At 71.1% G+C, this 20,617-nt stretch carries 16 protein-coding genes; 9 read left to right on the top strand and 7 right to left on the bottom strand.

All coding sequences use genetic code 11. The features are described from left to right. Positions 1-9 precede the first annotated feature (9 nt). Both AB0J39_RS05170 and AB0J39_RS05175 read right to left on the bottom strand, forming a co-directional pair. The gene (locus tag AB0J39_RS05170; protein ID WP_363462016.1) at positions 10-1,272 is read right to left on the bottom strand and encodes a nucleotide sugar dehydrogenase; all 1,263 of its coding nucleotides are present in this window, start codon (positions 1,270-1,272) and stop codon (positions 10-12) included. Between the two features lie 98 nt (positions 1,273-1,370). Then, entirely contained in the window at positions 1,371-3,038 is a 1,668-nt protein-coding gene (locus AB0J39_RS05175; RefSeq protein ID WP_363462018.1) for a glycosyltransferase family 4 protein, read from the bottom strand. A gap of 62 nt (positions 3,039-3,100) precedes the next feature. On the opposite strand from AB0J39_RS05175, the gene wecB reads away from it, so the two are divergent. From wecB to AB0J39_RS05205, 6 genes are all read left to right on the top strand, one after another. Further along, complete coding sequence (gene wecB / locus AB0J39_RS05180; RefSeq protein ID WP_363462020.1) at positions 3,101-4,228, top strand: UDP-N-acetylglucosamine 2-epimerase (non-hydrolyzing); 1,128 nt, start codon at positions 3,101-3,103, stop codon at positions 4,226-4,228. A gap of 68 nt (positions 4,229-4,296) precedes the next feature. Continuing rightward, positions 4,297-6,366 (top strand): glycosyltransferase, encoded by a 2,070-nt coding sequence (locus AB0J39_RS05185; protein WP_363462022.1) that lies wholly within the window; start codon positions 4,297-4,299, stop codon positions 6,364-6,366. A gap of 205 nt (positions 6,367-6,571) precedes the next feature. Further along, positions 6,572-7,501, top strand: a complete 930-nt coding sequence (locus tag AB0J39_RS05190; protein ID WP_363462024.1) for a type II CAAX endopeptidase family protein — start codon at positions 6,572-6,574, stop codon at positions 7,499-7,501. A 54-nt stretch (positions 7,502-7,555) separates the two neighbouring features. Then, positions 7,556-8,860, top strand: coding sequence for a sensor histidine kinase (locus tag AB0J39_RS05195; RefSeq protein WP_363462026.1), 1,305 nt, complete (start codon positions 7,556-7,558; stop codon positions 8,858-8,860). Next, on the top strand, positions 8,851-9,510 hold the full coding sequence (locus AB0J39_RS05200; protein WP_363462028.1) for a response regulator transcription factor: 660 nt from the start codon (positions 8,851-8,853) through the stop codon (positions 9,508-9,510). Before AB0J39_RS05195 ends, AB0J39_RS05200 begins: the two co-directional genes overlap by 10 nt. A gap of 125 nt (positions 9,511-9,635) precedes the next feature. Continuing rightward, positions 9,636-11,156, top strand: a complete 1,521-nt coding sequence (locus AB0J39_RS05205; RefSeq protein ID WP_363462030.1) for an MDR family MFS transporter — start codon at positions 9,636-9,638, stop codon at positions 11,154-11,156. Positions 11,157-11,187: 31 nt separating this feature from the next. Here the strand turns inward: AB0J39_RS05205 and AB0J39_RS05210 are convergent, their stop codons facing one another. Continuing rightward, complete coding sequence (locus tag AB0J39_RS05210; protein WP_363462032.1) at positions 11,188-12,219, bottom strand: aldo/keto reductase; 1,032 nt, start codon at positions 12,217-12,219, stop codon at positions 11,188-11,190. 209 nt (positions 12,220-12,428) lie between these two features. On the opposite strand from AB0J39_RS05210, the gene AB0J39_RS05215 reads away from it, so the two are divergent. After that, complete coding sequence (locus AB0J39_RS05215) at positions 12,429-13,274, top strand: helix-turn-helix transcriptional regulator (protein WP_363462034.1); 846 nt, start codon at positions 12,429-12,431, stop codon at positions 13,272-13,274. 126 nt (positions 13,275-13,400) lie between these two features. Here AB0J39_RS05215 and AB0J39_RS05220 read toward each other — a convergent pair whose 3' ends face one another. The 4 genes from AB0J39_RS05220 to AB0J39_RS05235 form a co-directional block, all read right to left on the bottom strand. Then, positions 13,401-14,909: an SPFH domain-containing protein gene (locus AB0J39_RS05220; protein ID WP_363462036.1), complete on the bottom strand. Its 1,509-nt coding sequence runs from the start codon at positions 14,907-14,909 to the stop codon at positions 13,401-13,403. Positions 14,910-14,953: 44 nt separating this feature from the next. Next, positions 14,954-15,154 (bottom strand): hypothetical protein, encoded by a 201-nt coding sequence (locus AB0J39_RS05225; RefSeq protein ID WP_346227853.1) that lies wholly within the window; start codon positions 15,152-15,154, stop codon positions 14,954-14,956. Between the two features lie 172 nt (positions 15,155-15,326). Continuing rightward, positions 15,327-16,394, bottom strand: a complete 1,068-nt coding sequence (locus AB0J39_RS05230; protein ID WP_363462038.1) for an acyltransferase family protein — start codon at positions 16,392-16,394, stop codon at positions 15,327-15,329. A 77-nt stretch (positions 16,395-16,471) separates the two neighbouring features. Continuing rightward, on the bottom strand, positions 16,472-17,284 hold the full coding sequence (locus tag AB0J39_RS05235) for an SDR family NAD(P)-dependent oxidoreductase (protein ID WP_363462040.1): 813 nt from the start codon (positions 17,282-17,284) through the stop codon (positions 16,472-16,474). A gap of 267 nt (positions 17,285-17,551) precedes the next feature. Here AB0J39_RS05235 and AB0J39_RS05240 point away from each other — a divergent pair, with 267 nt between their 5' ends. Together AB0J39_RS05240 and AB0J39_RS05245 are read left to right on the top strand one after the other, a co-directional pair. Then, on the top strand, positions 17,552-20,203 hold the full coding sequence (locus AB0J39_RS05240) for a nitrate- and nitrite sensing domain-containing protein (protein ID WP_363462042.1): 2,652 nt from the start codon (positions 17,552-17,554) through the stop codon (positions 20,201-20,203). Beyond that, positions 20,200-20,607, top strand: a complete 408-nt coding sequence (locus AB0J39_RS05245) for a roadblock/LC7 domain-containing protein (protein ID WP_169949728.1) — start codon at positions 20,200-20,202, stop codon at positions 20,605-20,607. Before AB0J39_RS05240 ends, AB0J39_RS05245 begins: the two co-directional genes overlap by 4 nt. The last annotated feature ends 10 nt before the right edge of the window (positions 20,608-20,617 follow it).

Genomic DNA, 20,617 nt, shown 5'->3' on the forward strand with positions numbered 1-20,617 from the left:
GGACCCTTCCTACAACCGCTCGACGCGTTCACTCGTGGCGAGCACGCCGCGAGTGTCCAGCACGAGAGAGGCTCGCTCCTCGACCACGTCAAGGTCGAAGGCCGAATGCTGCTGCAGCAGGACCACCACGTCGGCGGCGGCCACGGCCTCGGCCAGGTCCTCCTCGCGGGGGACCGCCGTGCCCTCGACCGACCACTCCTTGACGTACGGGTCGCAGAACGACAGTTCGGCGCCCAGCTCCAGGAGCGCCTCGGCCACCGGTATCGCGGGCGTCTCCCGCTCGTCGGCGATGTCGGGTTTGTACGTCACGCCGAGGAGCAGCACGCGCGAGCCGTTCACCGGTTTGCGGGCCCGGTTGAGCAGCCGCTGCACGCGGGCCACCACGTACGACGGCATCCGCTCGTTGATCTCCTGGGCCAGTTCCACGAACCGGAACGGATAGCCGAGCTTGCGCACCGTGTACGACAGGTACGACGGGTCGACGGGGATGCAGTGCCCGCCGACGCCGGGGCCGGGCAGGAACTTCTGGAAACCGAACGGCTTGGTCGAGGCCGCCTCGATGGCCTCCCACAGGTTCACGCCGAGCTCGTCGCAGAAGATCGCCATCTCGTTGACGAGGGCGATGTTCACGTGCCGGTAGGTGTTCTCCAGCAGCTTGGCCATCTCCGCCTCGCGGGTGCCGCTGACCGGCACGACCCGCTCGACGAACTGGGCGTAGAAGGCCGCGGCCCGCTCCTTGCAGGCGGGGGTGTAGCCGCCGACGACCTTGGGAGTGTTGCGCAGGCCGAACTTCGGGTTGCCCGGGTCGATCCGCTCCGGCGAGAACGCCAGGTGGAAGTCCTCGCCCGCCACCAGCCCGGACTGCTCCAGGATGGGCCGCGCCAGCTCGTCGGTGGTGCCGGGCCACGTGGTGGACTCCAGCACGACGAGCGTGCCCGCCTGAAGGTGCTCTGCGACGGTTCTGGTGGCGCCCTCGACGGCCGACAGGTCCGGACGGTGGTCCTCGTCCAGCGGCGTCGGGACGCAGATGACGATCGTCCGCGACCGCGACAGCACGGACGCGTCCAGCGTGGCCGTGAAGCCGCCGGAGAGCATCGCGTCGAGGTCGGCGTCGGTCAGGTCGTCGATGTAGGAGCGGCCGGCGTTGAGAGCGTCGACCTTGCGGGGGTCGACGTCCAGACCGGCCACCCGCAGGCCCGCCGCCGTGGCCTCCTTGGCCAGCGGCATGCCCACGTACCCCAGCCCGATGATCGTAAGATCGAAGGCTGTCACGATGTGGCCTGAGGGCGGAAACAACACTTCATGGTGGCAAAGGTTATCTCAACTCGGCACCAAGCATGCCTGATGCAACACATCGGACTTCCTGCTGTTTATCGAGCTTCGGTCAACGACTGGTAGATCCCTTGGTAGGTGCGGGCCAGGCTGCTCCAGGTCCGGTGCGCCGCGACCTCGGCCTTGCCCGCCTCACCCATGGCCCGGCGGCGCTCCGGATCGTCGCGCAGGGCCGCCAGCGCCTTCGCCAGCTCGGCCGGGTCTCCCGGCGGCACCAGCAGACCGGCCCCCTCGCCGCCGACGAGCTCCGAGAGCGCGGGCAGGTCGCTCAGCACGACCGGCTTGCCGAGCGCCATCGCCTCGACCGGCTTCAGCGGCGTGACGAGGCGGCAGACCCGCAGGTCCTCACGCGGGCAGACGAAGATGTCGATGGCCGCCTGGGCCTGCAGGGCCTCGTCCGGGCCCACCCGACCGGGCAGGATCGCGTCCTTGAGGCCGAGCCGTTCGACCTGTTCGAGCAGCGCGGGCCGTTCGGCCCCGTCGCCGACGAGCAGGACCTTCACCGGCGTCCCCGAGTCGCGCAGCAGCGCGGCGGCGCTCAGCAGCGTGGCGAAGCCCTCGTAGGCGACGATGCTCGACACCGAGCCCACGACGATCTCGTCCCGGCCGATCCCGAATGAGTCGCGGAAGGCCTCGCCGTCGTAGTCGGCCGTCAGCAGGGAGTCGTCCACGGCGTTGGGCGCGAGGAAGATGCGCTCCCTGGGCACGCCGCGCTCCACGATCTCGGCGGCCATCGTCTCGGCGAGCGTGACGACCGCGTCGGCCTCGCGCATGATCTGCGCCTCGCGGTCACGCTGCATCCTGTGCCGCTCGCTGCCGACTCGCGCCGGGTCGCGGGAGACCCAGGTCTCCTCCAGGAAGCCGCGCACCTCGTACACGAACGGCGTGTTCGTCCGCTCGCGCACGGCGAGCGCGACCGAGCCGTTGCGGTGGTCGGTCGCCGCGTGCAGAACCTGCGGACGGAGGGTCCTGACCAGCTCCGACACGTCCGCGGCGCCGCGGATCATCCGCCCCTGGCTCTCGAACGGCACCTCGTCCTTGGGCAGCAGCCGGTAGTAGGGGATCCCGTCGATCTCCTCGTACGGCTCGGCGTCGGTGTGCCCCTGGAGCATGGGCCAGCCCCAGCTCGTCACGACGTGGGGGTCGAGCCCGGCCGCCTTCTGCGCGGTGACGATGCGGTGGGTGCGCACGGTGTAGCCCGCCTGCGTGTACGGCAGGGCGTTGGTGACCATGTGCAGCACCCGGCCGGGCATCCGCTCACCCATGATGATCTTCGCCTTGGGCGGGATCGGGTTCGGCCCGAGCGCGGCCTTCTCACCCTCGTAGTAGGCCATCCTCCGGCGGACGAACGGCCATCGGGCGTGCGGCTGGAGCGCCTGGACCGCGTCGGTGAGCCGGCCGGCGTCGAAGTGGGCCTTCGCGTCCCGCAGCGGGCCCTTGGCCGCGCGCTGCAGGATCTTGCGGGTCCTGACCTTCACGAAGCGGGCCGCGGGCCAGGCGACGCGGCCGACGACCGGGCGCACCCCGGCGGGCATGGCGTCGGCGGCGGCCTGCGCGACCCGCATGGGGTCGGACTTGACCTTGCTCACGAAGATCCGGGAGACGAGGACCGGATTCCTCGCGAACCCCCGGAGGAAGCCGCCGAGGCCGGCCTTCGCGGACGCGGCGGACACGGCCTTCAGTGGCTTGTTGGCCTCGGATTCCACGGCGCGACCGTACCATAGGCAACGTTTGTCCCAGGCTGGAGAAAAGGCGAAAGGCGAGGTAGATGAGAGACAACCCCCTCGTCCTGCACGTACTGGGCGCACGGCCCAACTTCGTCAAGGCGGCCCCGGTCGTCAAGGGGTTGGCCGAGCTCGGCATCCGGCAGGGCATCATCCACACGGGCCAGCACTACGACGCGCTGATGTCGGACGTGTTCTTCGCCGACCTCGGGCTGCCCGAGCCGGTCGCGAACCTCGGCGTCGGCAGCGGCACCCACGCCCGGCAGACGGCCGCCCTGCTCACGGGGCTGGAGGACGTCGTGCTCGAGCACCGCCCGGCGCTCGTGGTGGTCTACGGCGACGTGAACTCGACACTGGCGGCGATCCTCGTCTGCGCCAAGCTGCACGTGCCGACCGCGCACGTGGAGGCGGGCCTGCGCTCCTTCGACCGCCAGATGCCGGAGGAGGTCAACCGGGTCGTCACCGACGCGCTGTCGGACCTGCTGTTCGCCACCTCGCCGGAGGCGCTGTCGCACCTCGCCAACGAGGGCGTGGACCCGGCCAAGGTGCACCTCGTCGGCAACCCGATGATCGACAGCCTGTTCGCGGCGCTGCCGAAGCTCGACCCCGCGCCCGTCCAGGAGCGCCTGGGGATCGAGGGCAGGTACGCGGTCGCCACGCTGCACCGCCCGGCGAACGTCGACGACCCGCAGGCGGCCCGCGAGCTGGTGGACGCGGTGCTCGGCGTGGCCGAGCAGGTGCCCGTCGTCGTCCCGCTCCACCCGCGCGGCCGGCAGCGGCTCGCGGAGGCCGGGCTCGTGGACAGGCCGCATCTGAAGATCGTGGACCCGCTCGGGTACGTGGACTTCCTGTCGCTGGTCAGGGGCGCCGCCCTCGTGGTGACCGACTCGGGCGGCGTGCAGGAGGAGACGACCATGCTGGGCGTCCCCTGTCTGACCGTCCGGCCCAACACCGAGCGGCCGATCACCGTGACCCACGGCACCAACCGGCTCGTCACGCCCGCCTCGCTGCCCGCCGCGGCGTCCAAGGCGCTGGCGGACGGCGCGGCCACGCCGAGCGGCGAGCTGCCGCCGCTGTGGGACGGCGCGGCCGGGCCGCGGATCGCCCGCGTCATCGAGGCCTGGCTCCGCGGCGACAGCCTCTCCCCCGCCGCCAAAGGCCGGGTGCGCTGAATCTCCCTATACAGGGATAAAGGCCGCGTTGACCCCCGTACGATGACCCTTCCGTAAAGGGGAGAGGTATGGCTGAGACCGAAGAGACTCCTGAAGAGCCCCGCTTCCAGCGGCTGGGGCCGGTGAACTGGCTGCCCGAGGAGCGCAAGCACGTCGAGCAGTACGAGGCGCGGATCCGCGATCTGGAGAACCGGCTCGCCTACCAGGAGGCCCGCGCCGACTACGCCCTCTGGCGGCTCCAGGCCACCCAGGTCCAGAAGCCCTACCGGGTCGCGCAGGTGCTGACGAACGCGGCGAAGCCCAAGAAGATCGTCCGGCTGCCGCGCGACCTCAGCAAGGCCATGAAGGACGGCAGGAAGCCGCCGAAGGCGCCGCCGTCCGCCATCGAGGTCGCCGCCGAGGCGGAGGCTCGCGGCCCCGAGGTCAAGATCCCCGGCCTCAAGTGGCCCGATGGCCCGGTCGTACGGCCGGACATGCGCGTCGCGGTGATCCTCGACGACTTCTCCCGCATGGCGTTCAAGTACGAGTGGGACCAGATCGAGTTCGGCCTGCAGGACTGGCGGGAGATCTTCGCCGAGAAGCGGCCGGAGATGCTGTTCTGCGAGTCGGCCTGGCACGGCAACCAGGGCCGCTGGCGCTACCAGATGACCGGGACCAACGCGCCCAAGCAGGAACTGCGCGACCTGATCGCCTGGTGCCGCGAGGAGGGCATCCCCACGGTCTTCTGGAACAAGGAGGACCCGCCCAACTTCGACTTCTTCATCGAGACGGCCAAGCTGTTCGACTACGTGTACACGTGCGACGGCGACATGATCCCGAAATATCGCGAGGTTCTGGGTCATGACCGTGTCGGCGCGCTGCAGTTCGCCGCCCAGCCCCGGATCCACAACCCGATCCAGACCAAGCAGGGCCGGCCGTACGACATCGTCTTCGCGGGGATGTACTTCCGCGACAAGCACCCCGAGCGGCGCGAGCAGATGGAGACGATCCTCGCGCCCGTACGCCCGCTCGGCCTGCACATCTTCGCCAGGAACGCCTCCGTGGCCGACAAGTACGCCTGGCCGGAGGAGTACCGCCCGCACATCGTCGGCGAGCTGCCGTACGAGCAGATGCTGGCCGCGTACAAGATGTACAAGGTCTTCCTGAACGTGAACTCGGTGATCGACTCGCCGACCATGTGCGCGCGCCGGGTCTTCGAGCTGTCGGCCTGCTCGACCACGGTGCTGTCGGGGTGGTCGCGGGCCATCGAGGAGACCTTCGGGCCGCTCATCCCGGTCGCGCACTCCCAGGAGGAGGCGTACAACCGGGCGATCTACCTGATCAACAGCCCCGAGCTGCGGGCGCGCCAGGGCCACCTGGCGATGCGCGAGGTGTTCGACAAGCACCTGTTCTCCCACCGGGTCGACCAGATCCTCGGCGACCTCGGCCTGCCGGTCGTCTCCCGGTCGCGGTCGATCTCCGTGGTGCTGCCGACCAACCGCGCGGGCCAGCTCGAACACGCGATCAGCCAGGTGGCGCGGCAGCGGCACCGCAACCTGGAGCTGGTGCTGGTCATGCACGGCCTGTCCGAGGACCCGGCGGTCGTGCGCGACAAGGCCCTCGCGGCGGGCATCCCGGCCGTGAAGGTGCTGACCGCCGACCCGTCCTGGACGCTCGGCGAGGTGCTCAACCACGGCATCGCCCACGCCGAGGGCGAGCTGATCTCGAAGATGGACGACGACAACATCTACGGCGAGCACTACCTGTCCGACCTGGTCCGCTCCTTCGACTACGCCGACGCCGAGATGGTCGGCAAGGGCGCGCACTACACGTACTTCCCCGAGCAGGACGTCACGATCTTCCGGCTGCCCGGGCTGGAGCACCGCTACGCCCACCTCATCCAGGGGGCGACGATCCTGGCCAAGGCCGACCTGCTGCGGGCGTTCCCGTTCGAGCCGGTCAACGCGGGCGAGGACACCCGGCTCGTACGGCGCTGCAAGGAGGAGGGCGTCCGGATCTACTCGGCCGACCGGTACAACTTCATCTACATGCGCGGCTCGGACGCCACCGCCCACACCTGGCAGGCCGCGGACTACAAGCTGACCCGCAACGCGCAGTTCTGCTTCGCCGGCAACCCCGAGGCACACGTCCTCATCTGACCCTGGTGCTCCTCTGGGAGGCGGTCGTCCGGGGCCCGTCGCGGCCCTGTACGACCGCCTCCGGCTTTTCCCCACTCTGACCTGGTCGTTCTCCGCTTGGTACCCCTGGCTGTACCTCCATTGGGCAGCCCGCGGGAGCGACCGGGAGGGTCCGCGGCTGGTGTGCTGATCACTGTCAGTCGAGCACTCCACAGGAGACAGTGAAATGGCAGTCGACAGCCGGCCGCTGGCCGGGCACCACACGAGCGAGACCGGGATCCGGGGCCTCATCCGCCGCCGCCCGCTGATCAGTTTCTTCGTCCTGGCCAACCTCATGAGCTGGGCGGCCTGGTTACCCTACGTCCTGTCGAACAACGGCCTGGGGGTCTGGGACTTCGACTTCCCCTCGCTGCTCGGCACGACCCAGTTCTCCGGTGTCCTCCCCGGCGCCTACCTCGGCCCCATCTTCGCCGCGTACATCGTGACCAGGGTCGCGGACGGCAAGGAGGGCGTCCGCCGGTGGGTCCGGCGGATGACCAAGTGGCGGGTCGGCTGGGTCTGGTACCTCGTGGCCGCCCTCGGCGTCCCCGCCGCCATCGTCGTCACCGGTTTCGCGCTCTCCGGCGAGGACTTCCACATGCCGCCCGTCGCCGCGCTGGTCGCCTACGTGCCCAGCCTGGTGCTCCAGATGGTGACCACGGGTCTGGCCGAAGAGCCCGGCTGGCGTGACTTCGCCCTGCCCCGCATGCAGCGGAAGTTCGGCCCCCTGGGCGCCACCGCCATCCTCGGCCCGCTGTGGGGCGTCTGGCACCTGCCGCTGTTCCTGAGCCAGTGGGGCGGGTGGCCGGACGTCACCTGGATGAGGATCGGCGAGTTCGTCGCCTTCGCCACCGTCTTCAGCGTGGTCGTCACCTGGGTGTTCAACCGGACCGGCCAGAGCCTGCCGCTGGTCATGCTGCTGCACGTCAGCGTCAACAACTTCATGTCGATCATCTACTCGGGCATGTTCCCGACGATCGACACCCCCGAGCACGCGAGCCACGTCACCCTGCTCGCGGCCACCACGGCGGCGGTGCTGGTGCTCGTCGGGACCCGCGGCCGCCTCGGCTACCGCCCGGCCGAGGAACCGGCGCCGGAGCTCGCCCCGCAGCGGTGAACAACCGCCGCGAGAAGGATGATCTAAGCTCGTGGGCCCGAGGGGGTGTGCATCGTGGCGGCGCGCCAGCGGAAGCCGGCCGGCACCCGGCGAGACGGCCGGCAAAACGGCCGGCAAGACGGCCGGCGAGACGGCCGGAAGGGTGTCGCCGCACGCGCCCGTGGCCTCTTCGACGCCTTCGAACACCTCGTAGGCGGTCTCGGCACCGCGCTGCTGGCGCTCGCAGGTCTGCTGTGGCTCGTCCTGGTCGCGCTCACCTGCGTGATCGGTCTGGGCCTGCTCCTGGCGCCCACCGTGCCGCGTGTCGTGCGGTCCGTCGCCGAGCGGGAGCGCAACCGGTTGTCCCGCTGGGGGCCGGAGATCCCAAATCTGGGACCCGCGCCGGCCGGCGTACGCGCCGCCCTCGCCGATCCGGCCGTACGGCGGGAGCTGTGCTGGCTCCTCGTGCACGCCACGCTCGGCCTGTTCCTCGGCCTGGCGGCGTTGACCCTGGTTGTGGACGCCGTGCAGGACATCACGTACCCGCTGTGGTGGCGGGCGCTGCCCGTGGAGGACCCCGCCCCGACCCTGGTGTTCTGGGACGTGCACGACGACGCCGACGCCTGGGCGGTCGCGCTCCTCGGCCTGGGGCTCGCCGTCTGCTTCCTGGTCCTCGGAAGCGGGATGGCCCGGTTGCAGGCGTGGCCGGGACGCCGGCTCCTGGCGCCCACCGCGGACATGGACCTGTCCCTGCGCATCGCACAGCTGTCGGCCACCCGCGCGGCGGCGCTGGACGCCCACGCCGCGGAGCTGCGGCGGATCGAACGCTCCCTGCACGACGGGGCGCAGAACCGGCTGGTCGCCGTCACCGTGCTGCTCGGCGCGGCCCGCCGCGCGCTGGCCCAGAACCGGCCGGGTGCCGAGGACATGCTCGAACGCGCCCAGGAGACCGCCGAGCAGGCGCTGGCCGAGCTCCGTACGGTCGTCCGCAGCATCCTGCCGCCCGTGCTGGCCGACCGGGGGCTCGCCGACGCGCTCTCCGGGCTCGCGGCGAACTGCGCGGTGCCCTGCCGGGTGGACGTCGACGCGCTCGGCAGGTGCGCCGCCTCCATCGAGGCCACCGCCTACTTCGTGAGCGCCGAGGCGCTCACCAACATCTCCAGGCACAGCCGGGCCCGGCACGCCACGGTGACCGTACGGCGTGCGGGCGGCCGGTTGTCCCTGCGCATCGAGGACGACGGCGTCGGCGGCGCGGACGAACGGCACGGCTCCGGGCTCACCGGCATGCGCAGCCGGATCGAGGCGCACGACGGGCGTCTCACCCTGACCAGCCCACCCGGTGGGCCGACCACCCTCGACGTGGAGTTGCCGTGCGGATAGTGATAGCCGAGGACGACCCGCTGCTGCGTGAAGGGGTCGCGCTGCTGCTGCGCGCGGAGTCCCTGGACGTGGTGGCCACGACCGACTCGCCGGACACCTTCCTGGCGGCCGTCGACGCCCACCGGCCGGACGTGGCCATCGTCGACGTCCGGATGCCGCCGACCCACACCACCGAGGGCATCGCCGCGGCCGTGGAGGCCAGGCGCCGTCAGCCCGGGCTGGCGGTGCTCGTGCTGTCCGCCTACGTCGAGCAGGCGTTCGCCACCGAACTGCTCGCCGCCGGAACCGACCGGCTCGGATATCTGCTCAAGGAGAGAGTCGGCCGCGTCGGCGAGTTCCTCGACGCCCTGCACCGGGTGGCCGCCGGAGGCACGGCCATCGACCCCGAGGTCGTCGCGCAACTGCTCACGCGCACCCGCTCCGACAGCGGGCTGGAACGGCTGACCGTCCGGGAACGCGACGTGCTCGCCCTGATGGCCGAGGGACTGGGCAACACCGCCATCTCCGAACGGCTGGTCGTCAGCGAAGGCGCCGTCCACAAGCACATCCGCAGCATCTTCGCCAAACTCGACCTCGCGCCCACCGACCGGGCGGACCGCAGGGTCACGGCCGTCCTGCGCTACCTGGAGGAGACCCAGCGCCGCGGCTGACACCGTGGGGCCGACGCTCGGCAAGGAATGCCGGACGGTTTGCGATAGTTGCCCTGTTCCGGGACCTTTCCGCTCATGTGGGGAGGTCCCGCGTACGTGCACGAACGTCCAGGGGAGCCTTCCACGTGACCACGACGACGACATCGAAGGGCATCGGCCTGCGGTCAGAACGCGGTCCCGTGCTCGGCGCCATCATGCTCTGCACCGCTCTGGTGGCGCTGGACAGCACGATCATCGCGACCGCGGTTCCCTCGGTCGTCACCGACCTCGGCGGGTTCTCCCAGTTCCCGTGGCTTTTCTCGATCTACCTGCTCACGCAGGCCGTGACCGTCCCCATCTACGGCAAGCTCGCCGACGTGTTCGGACGCAAGCCGGTGATGTTCTTCGGCATCGGGGCGTTCCTGCTCGGGTCGGTGCTGTGCGGGATCGCCTGGAGCATGCCCGCGCTGATCGCCTTCCGAGCGATCCAGGGCATCGGGGCCGGGGCGGTGCAGCCGATCAGCATGACGATGGCCGGCGACCTTTACACGGTCGAGGAACGGGCCCGCGTCCAGGGCTACCTCGCCAGCGTGTGGGGCATGTCGGCCGTCGTCGGCCCGACGCTCGGCGGGGTCTTCTCCGAGTACGTCTCCTGGCGCTGGATCTTCTTCATCAACCTGCCGCTCGGCGCGGTGGCCGCCTGGATGCTCGCCCGCCGGTTCAAGGAGCAGGTGAAGCGGGGCTCCCACCGGATCGACTACACGGGCGCCGCGCTGCTCACCGGCGCTTCCTCGCTGCTCATCCTCGGCCTGCTGGAGGGCGGCGTCGCCTGGGGCTGGAACTCCGCGCCCAGCCTGCTGATCTTCGCGGCGGGCCTGCTCATGATCGTCGCCTTCGTGCTCGTGGAGCGCCGCGCGGCCGAGCCGGTGCTGCCGCTGTGGGTCTTCCGCCGCCGCACGCTGACCGGCGGCAACCTGACCTCTCTCGGCGTCGGCGCCCTCACCATCGGACTCACCTCGTACGTCCCGACGTACGCGCAGGGCGTGCTGGGCACGGGCGCGCTGGTGGCGGGCTTCGCGCTGGCCGCGCTCACCGTCGGCTGGCCTCTCGCGGCGACGCTGTCCGGCCGTTTCTACATGCGCATCGGGTTCCGCGACACCGCCCTGATCGGCATCGTCGTCGTGGTGGCCGGCACCGTGCTGTGCGCGCTGCTCGGGCAGAACGCGATGATCTGGCAGGTCGCGGCCGCCTGTTTCGTCGTCGGCGTCGGCCTCGGCCTGTCCGCCAGCCCCACCATGGTCGCCGTGCAGTCGGTCGTCGGCTGGGAGCGCCGCGGCGTGGTGACCGCGACCAACATGTTCTTCCGCTCGATCGGCAGCACGGTCGGGGCCGCGGTGCTCGGCGCCGTCTCCAACGCGACGCTGTCGGACCGCTTCGCCCACCCGCCCGCCGGCGTCACGGGACAGCTGCCGGACAGCCTCGACGCCACCAGCCTGGTGCTGAAGGCGCAGGGCGCGCAGGCCCATTCGGCCGCCGCGTCCTTCGTCCGGGGCGCGCTGTACGACGCCGTCCACCACATCTTCCTCGCGCTCGTCGTCGTGGCCGTGCTCAGCGTCGCCGCGCTGCTGCTCATGCCCCGCCGTACGACCGAGTTGTCGTTCGACTGACCGGGCGCTCCCACCCGGTCGTGGCCGGGTGTCAGGCGGCGGTGCGTTCGCCGAGGGGGCGGCGGCGCAGGCTCGCCCGCTGGAGAGCCGGCGGCACGTAGGCCTGGTCGAGTGTGCCGACGTCGGTGCCGGGCGGGACGATCTCGTCGATCCGGTCGAGGACGTCGTCGGTGAGCGCGACGTCGACGCCGGCGAGCAGGTCGTCGAGGTGGCTCATGGTGCGCGGCCCCATGATGGCGCTGGTCACGCCGGGATGGGCGATGGCGAACGCCATGGCGAGGTGGGTCAGCGGCAGACCCACCTCCCGGGCGAGCGAGATGAACCGCTCTACGGCCTCGATGCGGTGCTCGTCGTTGACATGCTTGAGGAAGCCGGCGCGGCGGAGCTCGTTCCGCTGCCCCTTGCGGACCTGTCCGGTGAGCAGTCCCTGCCCGAGCGGGCCCCACACGAGCGTGCCCATTCCGTAGCGCTGCGCGGCCGGCAACACCTCGCGTTCGACACCGCGGTTGAGCAGCGAGTAGGGCGGCTGCTCGGTGCGGAACCGCTCCAGGCCGCGCCGCTCGGCGACCCACTGGGCCTCGACGATGTCGCCCGCCGGCATGGCGGACGTCCCGATCGCGCGTACCTTCCCGCTGTGGATCAGGTCCGAGAGCGCGGAGAGTGTTTCCTCGACGTCCGTGGCGGGGTCCGGCCGGTGGATCTGGTAGAGGTCGATGTGGTCGGTCCGCAGGCGGCGCAGCGAGTTCTCTACGGCGGTCATGATCCAGCGCCGTGAGGCGCCCTGCCGATTGGGATCGTCACCCATGGGGCGGCTCACCTTGGTCGCGAGGACGACGTCGTCCCGCCGCCCCATGAGCGCCCTGCCGACGACCTCCTCCGAGTCGCCGTAGGCGTCGGCGGTGTCGATGAGGTTGATTCCCGCGTCCAGCGCCTTGTGGATGATGCGGGCCGAGTCGCCGGGGTCGGGGTTGCCGACGGACGTGGCGAACATCAACGCGCCGAGCGCGTATGGGCTGACCTTGATACCGGTGCGGCCGAGCGTGCGGTACTGCATGCGAACCATGCTTCCTTCGTCGAGGGATCCGGGTCGTTCGTGGCGCCGGCGAACCCGCGTAACGGGCTTTCCCGCAGGTGCGCGCCCCGTGGGGGAGCCGCGCGGTCCGCCGAGCCGGCTCCCAGCGTGCGACGGCGCGGGTGCCGGCGGGAGAGACGCCCTCATCCGGGGACGGGCGGTCCCTGGCTGCCTCCCGGCGTCCCGGGCATGGTGGGGATGTGGACAGAACCGAACTGGCCGACTTCCTGCGTCGCCGCCGTGCCCGGCTCACCCCTGCCGACGTGGGGCTGTCGCAGGGCGCGCGGCGGCGCACCCCGGGACTGCGCCGCGAGGAGGTCGCGCAGCTGGCGGGCATGTCCGCCGACCACTACACGCGGCTGGAGCAGGCCAGGGGCTCACGCCCGTCCCGCCAGATGCTCGCCGCCGTCGCCCGCGCGCTGCGGCTGACCGGCGACGAACGGGACCACCTCTTCCATCTGGCCGGCGAGGAGCCGCCGCGGGACCGGCGACCGGCCACGGAGCATGTCCGCCCCGGCCTGCTGCTCGTCCTCGATCGGCTGACGGACACTCCCGCCCAGGTGGTGAGCGACCGCGGCGACGTACTCGCGCGGAACGCGATGGCCAGGGCGCTGCACGGTGACGTGTCCGCCCGGCCCGAGGCGGAGCACAACGTCGTCTGGCGCTACTTCACGGACCCGGCCGCGCGGGAACTCTTCCCGCCCGGGGACCGTGACCGCGCCGCCCGCGCGGCGGTGGCGGATCTGCGCGCCACGCTCGCCCGCCGCCCGGACGACACGCGGCTGGCAGGACTCGTACGCCGGCTCCGCGCCCACAGCGAGGAGTTCGCGGCACTGTGGGACGCCCACGACATCGCCGTACGCCGCTCCGACGTCAAGCGCTTCCTGCATCCGGTCGTCGGCCTGCTGGAGCTGGACTGCGAGGTGCTGCTGAGCCCGGAGCACGACCAGCGGCTGGTCGTCTACACCGCCCGCCCGGGCAGCCGGTCTCGCGAGCGGTTGGAGTTGCTGCGCGTGGTGGGCCTCCAGGACCTCACCCGCGGCTGAGCGGCCGAGTCGTCCACCGCCACCGCCCGCAGCGGCGACACCGCTCCGGCTCTCACGACGAATGTTCCCTCCATACACGCGTTCGTCCCCGTCCCGGCGGGACGGGGACGAACGCGGGCCGTGGGATCAGGACGTGGTGTCGATGGCGTTCCTCGCGGCCGGGGGCTCGGCGCCGTTCACGCTCGCGCCGGAGTCCGCGGGCGCGGAGCCGCCGGCCAGCAGGGAGCGGGCCAGGCCGAGGCCGGTGCCGCCGAGCGTGAGCGCCTTGGCCAGCATCTCCTCGATGCCCTGGGCGCCGTTGAGGACCACCATGTGGTCGACGTTGCCGAACGCCTTCGAGCCGGCCTCCACGATCTGCGGCCAGTTCTCGGCGAGCTGCTGGGCGATGACGGCCTCCTGGTTCTCGCGCAGCGCCTCGGACCGGGCCCTGATCGCGTCGGCCTCGGCCAGGCCCTTGGCCTTGGCGGCCTCCGCCTCCGCGAGACCCTTCGCCCTGGCCGCCTCGGCCTCCGCGAGACCCCGCGCCTTGGCGGCCTCCGCCTCGCCCAGACCGGTCGCCTTGGTCGCCGACGCGGCGGCCTCGCCGCGCACCCGCACCGACTCGGCGTCGGCCGCCGCCGCCTGCTTCACCTGGGACGCCTGAGCGGCGGCGCGCAGCTCGGTCTCCCTGGCCTCCGCCTCGGCCTGGGCGATGCGCGCGTCGCGCTCCGCCTGGGACAGCGTGACGGTCTCGTACGCCTTGGCGTCGGCGGGCTTGCGAACCTGCGACTGGAGCCGCTGCTCGGCGAGCTGGGCCTCCAGCTCCGCGGCCCTGGTCTCCTGGACGACGACCTCCTGGCGCGCGGTGGCCTCCGACAGCGGGCCGGCCTGCCGGGCCTTGGCCGCCGCCTGGTCCACCTCCGCCTGGTAGCCGGCCTGCTGGATCTGCGACTCGCGGATGGCCGAGGCCTTCTTGGCGGCCGCGACCTGCTCGGCCTCGGTGGCCTCCTGGTCGCGCTGCGCCTCGGCGATACGCGCGGCGGCGGCGATCTTCGCGGCGTGCGGCTTGCCGAGGTTCGTGATGTAGCCGGTCTCGTCCTCGATCTCCTGGATCTGCAGCGAGTCGACCACGAGGCCGAGCTTGCTCATCTCGTCGGCCGCGGAGCTGCGGGTCTCGCTGGTGAGCCGCTCGCGGTTGAGAATGAGGTCCTCGACGGTCAGGTTGCCGATGATCGAGCGCAGGTGACCGGTGAACAGCTCGTGGATCGCGCCGTTCATCGAGTCCTGCTGGTCGAGGAAGCGCCGCGCCGCGTTCGCGATGCTGGTGAAGTCGTCACCCACCTTGTAGATGATGACGCCGCGCACCTGGACCGGGATGCCCTGCTGCGTCACGCAGTTGACCTGCAGGTTCGTGGCCCGGCTGTCGAGCCGCAGCCGGCGGGCGGTCTGGAAGCCGGGCAGCACCGCGGTGCCCTTGCCAGTCACGATCTTGAAGCCGAGACTGTCGGCCAGCTCGTTCTTCGTGTGGGCGCCGAGGCCCGAGATGATGAGCGCCTCGTTGGGCTCGGCCACCCGCCAGATGGCCTTGAACAGGAGGATGAGGACGATGAAGGCGACAACGGCCACACCGCCCACGACCAGGATCTCCGGGGACATGGGAGCCTCCGTGTAGTGGGGGGAGATAAGAGCGAGGGAGCGAGTCAGACGACCGCACGAGCGACGTAGACGGTGCGCGGGGGCGAATACTCCACGACGACGACGATCGACCCCACCGGGATCTCCTCGTCCGGGAGGCTTGGATAGGCGTAGAACGCCTCGACACCCCCGCGGATGGGCACCATCACCTCGCCGACAAGGCCGGGCCCGATCTTGCCCGTGACCCTGCCCTGTCTGCCGACCACCCGCGTCACCCCGTCGTTTCCACCGCTCCTGGCTGCACCGCGAATGCGCACGTTACCCCGTATCACCGTGCCGTGACAGAGCCGTTTTCGGTGGCCCGCCCCGTCGGATGTGCGATTCGCCCAACTCTGCACCATCACTTCGGCCAACGGAGGGTCGTTGCGCAAAGTTCCACTACGTCGCGGCGGGCTCCCTCTTCACCGGCCGGCGCAGTCTGGTGAAGGCCCAGGAGACGTCGGGCTCCACCGCCCATCGGAACGCCCTGCGCACCGGGGACGTGCAGAGCAGGGCCGCGAGGACGGCTCCGAGGGCCGCCATGGCGGCCACGCCGAGCGGGTTGACGAGGGCGTCGTGGAAGCGCTCGGAGACCTTCACCGCGAACCCGTGCAGCAGATAGGCGTACATCGTGGCGGCGCCCAGGCCGGTGAACCACGTGCGGCGGCCCGGGGTGACCGCAAGGAACGCCGTCACCAGCAGGGCGCCCACCGCCAGCATGCCGAGTCTGATCAGCGTGCCGGTCAGGTCGTCCACGCCGATCTGGTGGTTGGAGTGACGCCAGCGGATCCACTCCGTCGGCACGAGCGTGTGGACGGCGAACGCCCCGGCGAGCACCGTCGCGAGCACGGCCCCGCCCGCGATCCTCGCCCGCCGCGCGCGCAGGCGGTCGAGGTGCTCCGGCGTGAGCATGAGGCCGAGCACGTAGAACGGCAGCAGGCCGAACGTCCGGTTCATCGACAGCTCGTCGGGCAGGGCGCTGGTGCCCGACAGCAGGCACAGCCCGACCGCGACCGCCAGAGGGTGCCGCAACTGCTGCCAGACCGGCGTGGACAGCCGCCACAGGAACAGCGACATCAGGAACCAGGTCAGGTAGTACGGGTCGAGCAGGCTGATTTCGAGCTTGCCGTACAGGAAGAAGCGGGGCAGCGAGTAGGCCACCTCGAAGATGACGTACGGCACCGCGAGGCCGCTGATGAGCTTGCGCGCCTTACCGGGGGAAAACGTGAAATTTCGGGACAAATAGCCACTGACGACGATGAAGAGCGGCATGTGGAAGAGGTAGACGAAGAAGTAGAGCGCGTGCGCCGCCGGAACGTCCCTCAACTCCTCGACGAGATGCCCGGAGACGACGAGCACGATGGCGAGGAACTTGGCGTTGTCCAGCAGCGGGTCGCGGCCGACGGCCGCACCTGAGGAGTGGGCGACGGCCGCACCTGAGGGGCGGGCGGGAGCGGTCACGGTCATGCGGCCGGACCCTAGTCACCCGTCCGTGAGCACCGGCGCAACCGCGGGCGAACACTGCCCGAACTCTTCGCCGCCCGTCAGGCGGTCAGGCCGGTGGCGGCACGGCTCGCGTCCCACAGGGCGGCGGCGAGGGCGGGGTCGGACATGTTCTTCGGCGCTTGTACGGGAGCGTTCTTCACGAAGTACCGGCCCGGATGGTCGACGCCGTCCGGATGGGTGGCGAGGTGGACGATCCGCGCCGCCCCGGCCTCGACCGGCTCGCCCATCCCGGGCAGGTGCCACACCACCTTCATGAAGAACGTGCCCTCCGCGAAGCCGGTCTTCAGGACGCCCGGGTGCAGGCACGTGGCGGCCAGGCCGCGCTCGGCGAGCGAGACCGTGAACAGCGCGTTGGCCTGCTTGGAGTCGCCGTACTGCAGCCAGCCGTTCCAGCGCCGCCGTTCCCTGGACAGGTCGGCGGGGTCGAGGCGGCCCGTCTTCCCGGCCCGGGACGACGTGGTGACGACGCGGGCGGACGACGCCGTGAGCCGGTCGAGGAGCAGGTTCGTCAGCAGGAACGGCGCCAGGTGGTTGACCTGCATCATCCACTCGTTGCCGTCCACGGTGGTGCGGCGGTCGGGCGTCATGACGCCGGCGTTGTTGATCAGCACGTCGATGCGCTCGTACCGCTCCAGCAGCTCGGCCGCCAGCCGGCGCACCTGATCGAGGGAGGAGAAATCCGCGACGAGCGTGTCCGGACGGCCGCCACCGGCCTCCTCCGCGCGGTCGGCGACGGCGCGGAGCTTCTCCGGAGTGCGTCCGACGAGCACGATTTGATGACCTCGCCGAGCGAGATCAAGGGCAGAAGCTGCACCGATTCCGGCACCGGCCCCAGTGATCACAGTAATCATCGAAACCTCCCACTGCGCCAGCACTGTATCGGTGCTAGCCTTCTGTGCGATCTTCCGGAGGTGCATTCCCCCATAAATGCGGCGCGAGCCTCCAGCACTGCAGGAGTGGCCATGGGTTCGAGAAACCGGTCGATTCGGTTCAAGATCTTCTTACTGCTGCTCCTGCCATTGCTCATGTTGAGCGCTATGTGGGGATTTGCCCTAAAGCTCACGGTTGGCGATGGCCTCGTCCTCCTCAACTCGAAGACGCTGTACGACACTATCGGGGTGACCTCCACCGACCTCGGCACCCAGATCCAGGCCGAGCGGGCGCTGACCGCCGGCGTGCTGAGCAGCGGGCAGACCGGATCCACCGCGCTCACCGCGCAGCAGGCCAAGACCACGGCCGCCGTGGACAGGTTCAGGAAGTCCGCCGACGACGGGGCGACCCGCGACGCCATGAGCGACGAGCTCGCGGCGCCCTTGGACGCCCTGCTGTCCTCCCTCGACCGCCTGCCGTCGGTCAGGGAGTCCGTCACGCTCGGCAGGGCCGACAGGCTGACCGCGATCACGTCGTACAACGCGATCATGGACGACCTGTTCGCGCTCTACGAACGGCTCGTCTCCGTGCCCGACCTGGCCACGTTCCAGGTGGCCAGCGCGATGCAGGGAATGGGCAACGCGCACGAGATGATCACTCGTGAGGACGCCCTCGTACGCGGCGCGCTCGCCAGCGGCACGATGACGGCCCAGGAGCAGAACGCCTTCAGCGAATGGGTCGCCACCCGGCGGTTCCTCTACAACAAGAACCGGCCGGTCCTCAGCGGGGAGATGCGGGCGCCGTACGAGCAGGTGCTCACCTCGCCGCTCTTCGACCGGTTCACCGCGCTGGAGAACCAGATCGTCGACCAGGTGCGTTCCGGCGGGCCGCTGCCCGCGGACGCCGAGAGGTGGTCGGCGACCGTCGACCAGCTGATCGTCAGGCTCGACTCGGCCCGGGTCAAGGCCTCGGACGCGCTCAGCGGCTCCGCCACGTCGGTGGCCACCGCGATCATGCTCCGCATCCTGATCGCCGGTGGTCTCGGGCTCGTGGTCATCGTCGCCACGATCATCTTCTCCGTCCGGTTCGGCCGCCGTCTCGCCCGTGACCTCGCCGGCCTGCGCGACGCCGCGCTCGAACTCGCCGACGTACGGCTGCCGCAGGTCGTCGAGAAGCTGCGGCGGGGCGAGGACGTCGACGTCGAGGCGGAAGCGCCCCCGATCAAGGCGACGGGGGCCAACGAGGTCGAGGACGTCGCGCACGCGTTCAGCTCCGTCCAGCGCACGGCCGTGGAGGCCGCCGTCGGCCAGGCCGCCCTCCGCCGCGGCGTCAGCCAGGTCTTCCTCAACCTGGCCCGCCGCAAGCAGACCCTGCTGCACCGCCAGCTGACGCTGCTCGACACGATGCAGCGCCGCGCCGAGGACCCCGAGGGCCTGGAGGATCTGTTCCGGCTCGACCACCTGACCACCCGCATGCGCCGCCACGCGGAGAGCCTGATCATCCTGTCCGGCTCCGCCCCCGGACGGTCCTGGCGCAAACCGGTGCCGATCATCGACGTGGTCCGCGCGGCGATCTCCGAGGTCGAGGACTACACCCGCGTCTCGATGGCCCCGATGCCGGACGCCGCCATCGCCGGCGCGACCGTGGCCGACGTGGTGCACCTCATCGCCGAGCTGGTGGAGAACGCCACGATCTTCTCGCCCCCGCAGACGAAGGTGGCGGTGCGCGGGGAGATCGTCGCCAACGGGCTCGCGGTGGAGATCGAGGACCGCGGTCTCGGCCTGATGCCGCAGGAGTACGACGAGATCAACGCACGGCTGGCCGACCCGCCGGAGTTCGACCTGGCGGACAGCGACCGGCTCGGGCTCTTCGTCGTCGGCCAGCTCGCCGCCCGTCACGAGATCGGCGTGGTCCTGCGGGGCTCGCCGTACGGCGGGACCACCGCCATCGTGCTCATCCCCCGGGCCCTGATGGTGGATGAGAACTCGCCCGCGGCGCTGGCGGGCCCGGCCGGCCGCGGCGCCCACGCCAAGTTCGCGCTGGCCTCCGGCGGCGACGACACCGACGCCTCGCTCGGCGAGACGTTCGGCGCCGACTTCGGGCCGGGTCGCCCGTCTCACGACCCCCGGGAGATCCGTACGATCACCGGAGATGTCGCCGGGGACGTTCCGGCGGGTATCCGCGGGGAGACGGTGGACCATCGCGTGGAGACCGCGGATCTTCGCGGGGACACTGTGGACCATCGCGGGGACACAGTGGACCATCGCGCGGAGACGGAGTATCCGGAGGAGCGTCCGAACGCGTCCGAGCCGTCCCCGTTCTTCACCCCGGCCGCCCTGCGGACCGAGGCCGTGCCCTCCGCGGCGCGCGACGACCTCTCCTCCCGGCCCTTCGGCTCCGGCTCCGGCTCCGGCTTCGAGAATCCGCGCCCGGCCGCCGCGCCCGGCGTTCCGCCCTCGGTTCCGGGTTCCGTCTCGCACTCCGCTTCGCCTGCGGTTCCGCCCTCCGTTTCGCCCGTCCCCGAGCCGGCGGCCGCCGGAGTGGCGGCGAACGGCCTGGCGCAGCGGACCAGCACGAAGCGGTCCGGAGGGTCCGTCTCCAACGGCACCCATGCCGGCCTGCCGCGCAGGGTTCGCCAGGCCAACATCGCCCCGCAGCTTCGCTCCGAGTATCAGCAGGCCCCATCCCAGCAGCCCCAGCAGCCCCAGCAGGCGCAGTCCCCGCAGAGACCGCCGCTGTCCGCCCCGACCGTGGAGGAGCGGTCGCCCGAGGAGGCGAGGGCGATGTTCAGCGCCTTCCAGCGCGGTGCGCTGCGGGGCCGGGAGGACTCCGATCGGCCGGGTGTGGCCGCACCCGGCCACCACGAACACAACACGCACGGCGAAAAGGGTGAGGAATGACCGGCAAAGCGACGTCGACCGGCGAACTGAACTGGCTGCTCGACGATCTCATCAGCAGGGTCGCCGCCGTCCGCCAGGCGGTGATCCTCTCCACCGACGGCCTCGTCGTGGGAGCCTCCCAGGGGCTGAGCCGGGAGGACGCGGAGCACCTGTCCGCGGTCGCGGCCGGCTTCCAGAGCCTGGCGCGGGGCGCCGGACGGCACTTCGGCGGGGGCGAAGTCAGGCAGACCATCGTCGAGATGGAGGCCGCGTTCCTGTTCGTCACGGCCGCGGGACAGGGCACCTGCCTCGCCGTCCTGGCCGCCTCCGACGCCGACGTGGGGCACATCGCGTACGAGATGGCGATGCTGGTCAAGCGGGTGGGGCAGCACATTTCCACCAACCCGCGGCGAATCGCCCCATGAGATTGGCGGC

It is taken from the genome of Microbispora sp. NPDC049633 (assembly GCF_040675265.1).
Lineage (GTDB): Bacteria > Actinomycetota > Actinomycetes > Streptosporangiales > Streptosporangiaceae > Microbispora > Microbispora maris.

Bases quoted from the DNA above. Each gene is read 5' to 3' on its own strand.
- AB0J39_RS05245 (WP_169949728.1), top strand. From the start codon at position 20,200: ATGACCGGCAAAGCGACGTCGACCGGCGAACTGAACTGGCTGCTCGAC.
- AB0J39_RS05235 (WP_363462040.1), bottom strand. From the start codon at position 17,284: ATGATTACTGTGATCACTGGGGCCGGTGCCGGAATCGGTGCAGCTTCT.
- AB0J39_RS05190 (WP_363462024.1), top strand. From the start codon at position 6,572: ATGGCAGTCGACAGCCGGCCGCTGGCCGGGCACCACACGAGCGAGACC.
- AB0J39_RS05210 (WP_363462032.1), bottom strand. From the start codon at position 12,219: ATGGTTCGCATGCAGTACCGCACGCTCGGCCGCACCGGTATCAAGGTC.
- AB0J39_RS05220 (WP_363462036.1), bottom strand. From the start codon at position 14,909: ATGTCCCCGGAGATCCTGGTCGTGGGCGGTGTGGCCGTTGTCGCCTTC.
- AB0J39_RS05230 (WP_363462038.1), bottom strand. From the start codon at position 16,394: ATGACCGTGACCGCTCCCGCCCGCCCCTCAGGTGCGGCCGTCGCCCAC.
- wecB (WP_363462020.1), top strand. From the start codon at position 3,101: ATGAGAGACAACCCCCTCGTCCTGCACGTACTGGGCGCACGGCCCAAC.
- AB0J39_RS05185 (WP_363462022.1), top strand. From the start codon at position 4,297: ATGGCTGAGACCGAAGAGACTCCTGAAGAGCCCCGCTTCCAGCGGCTG.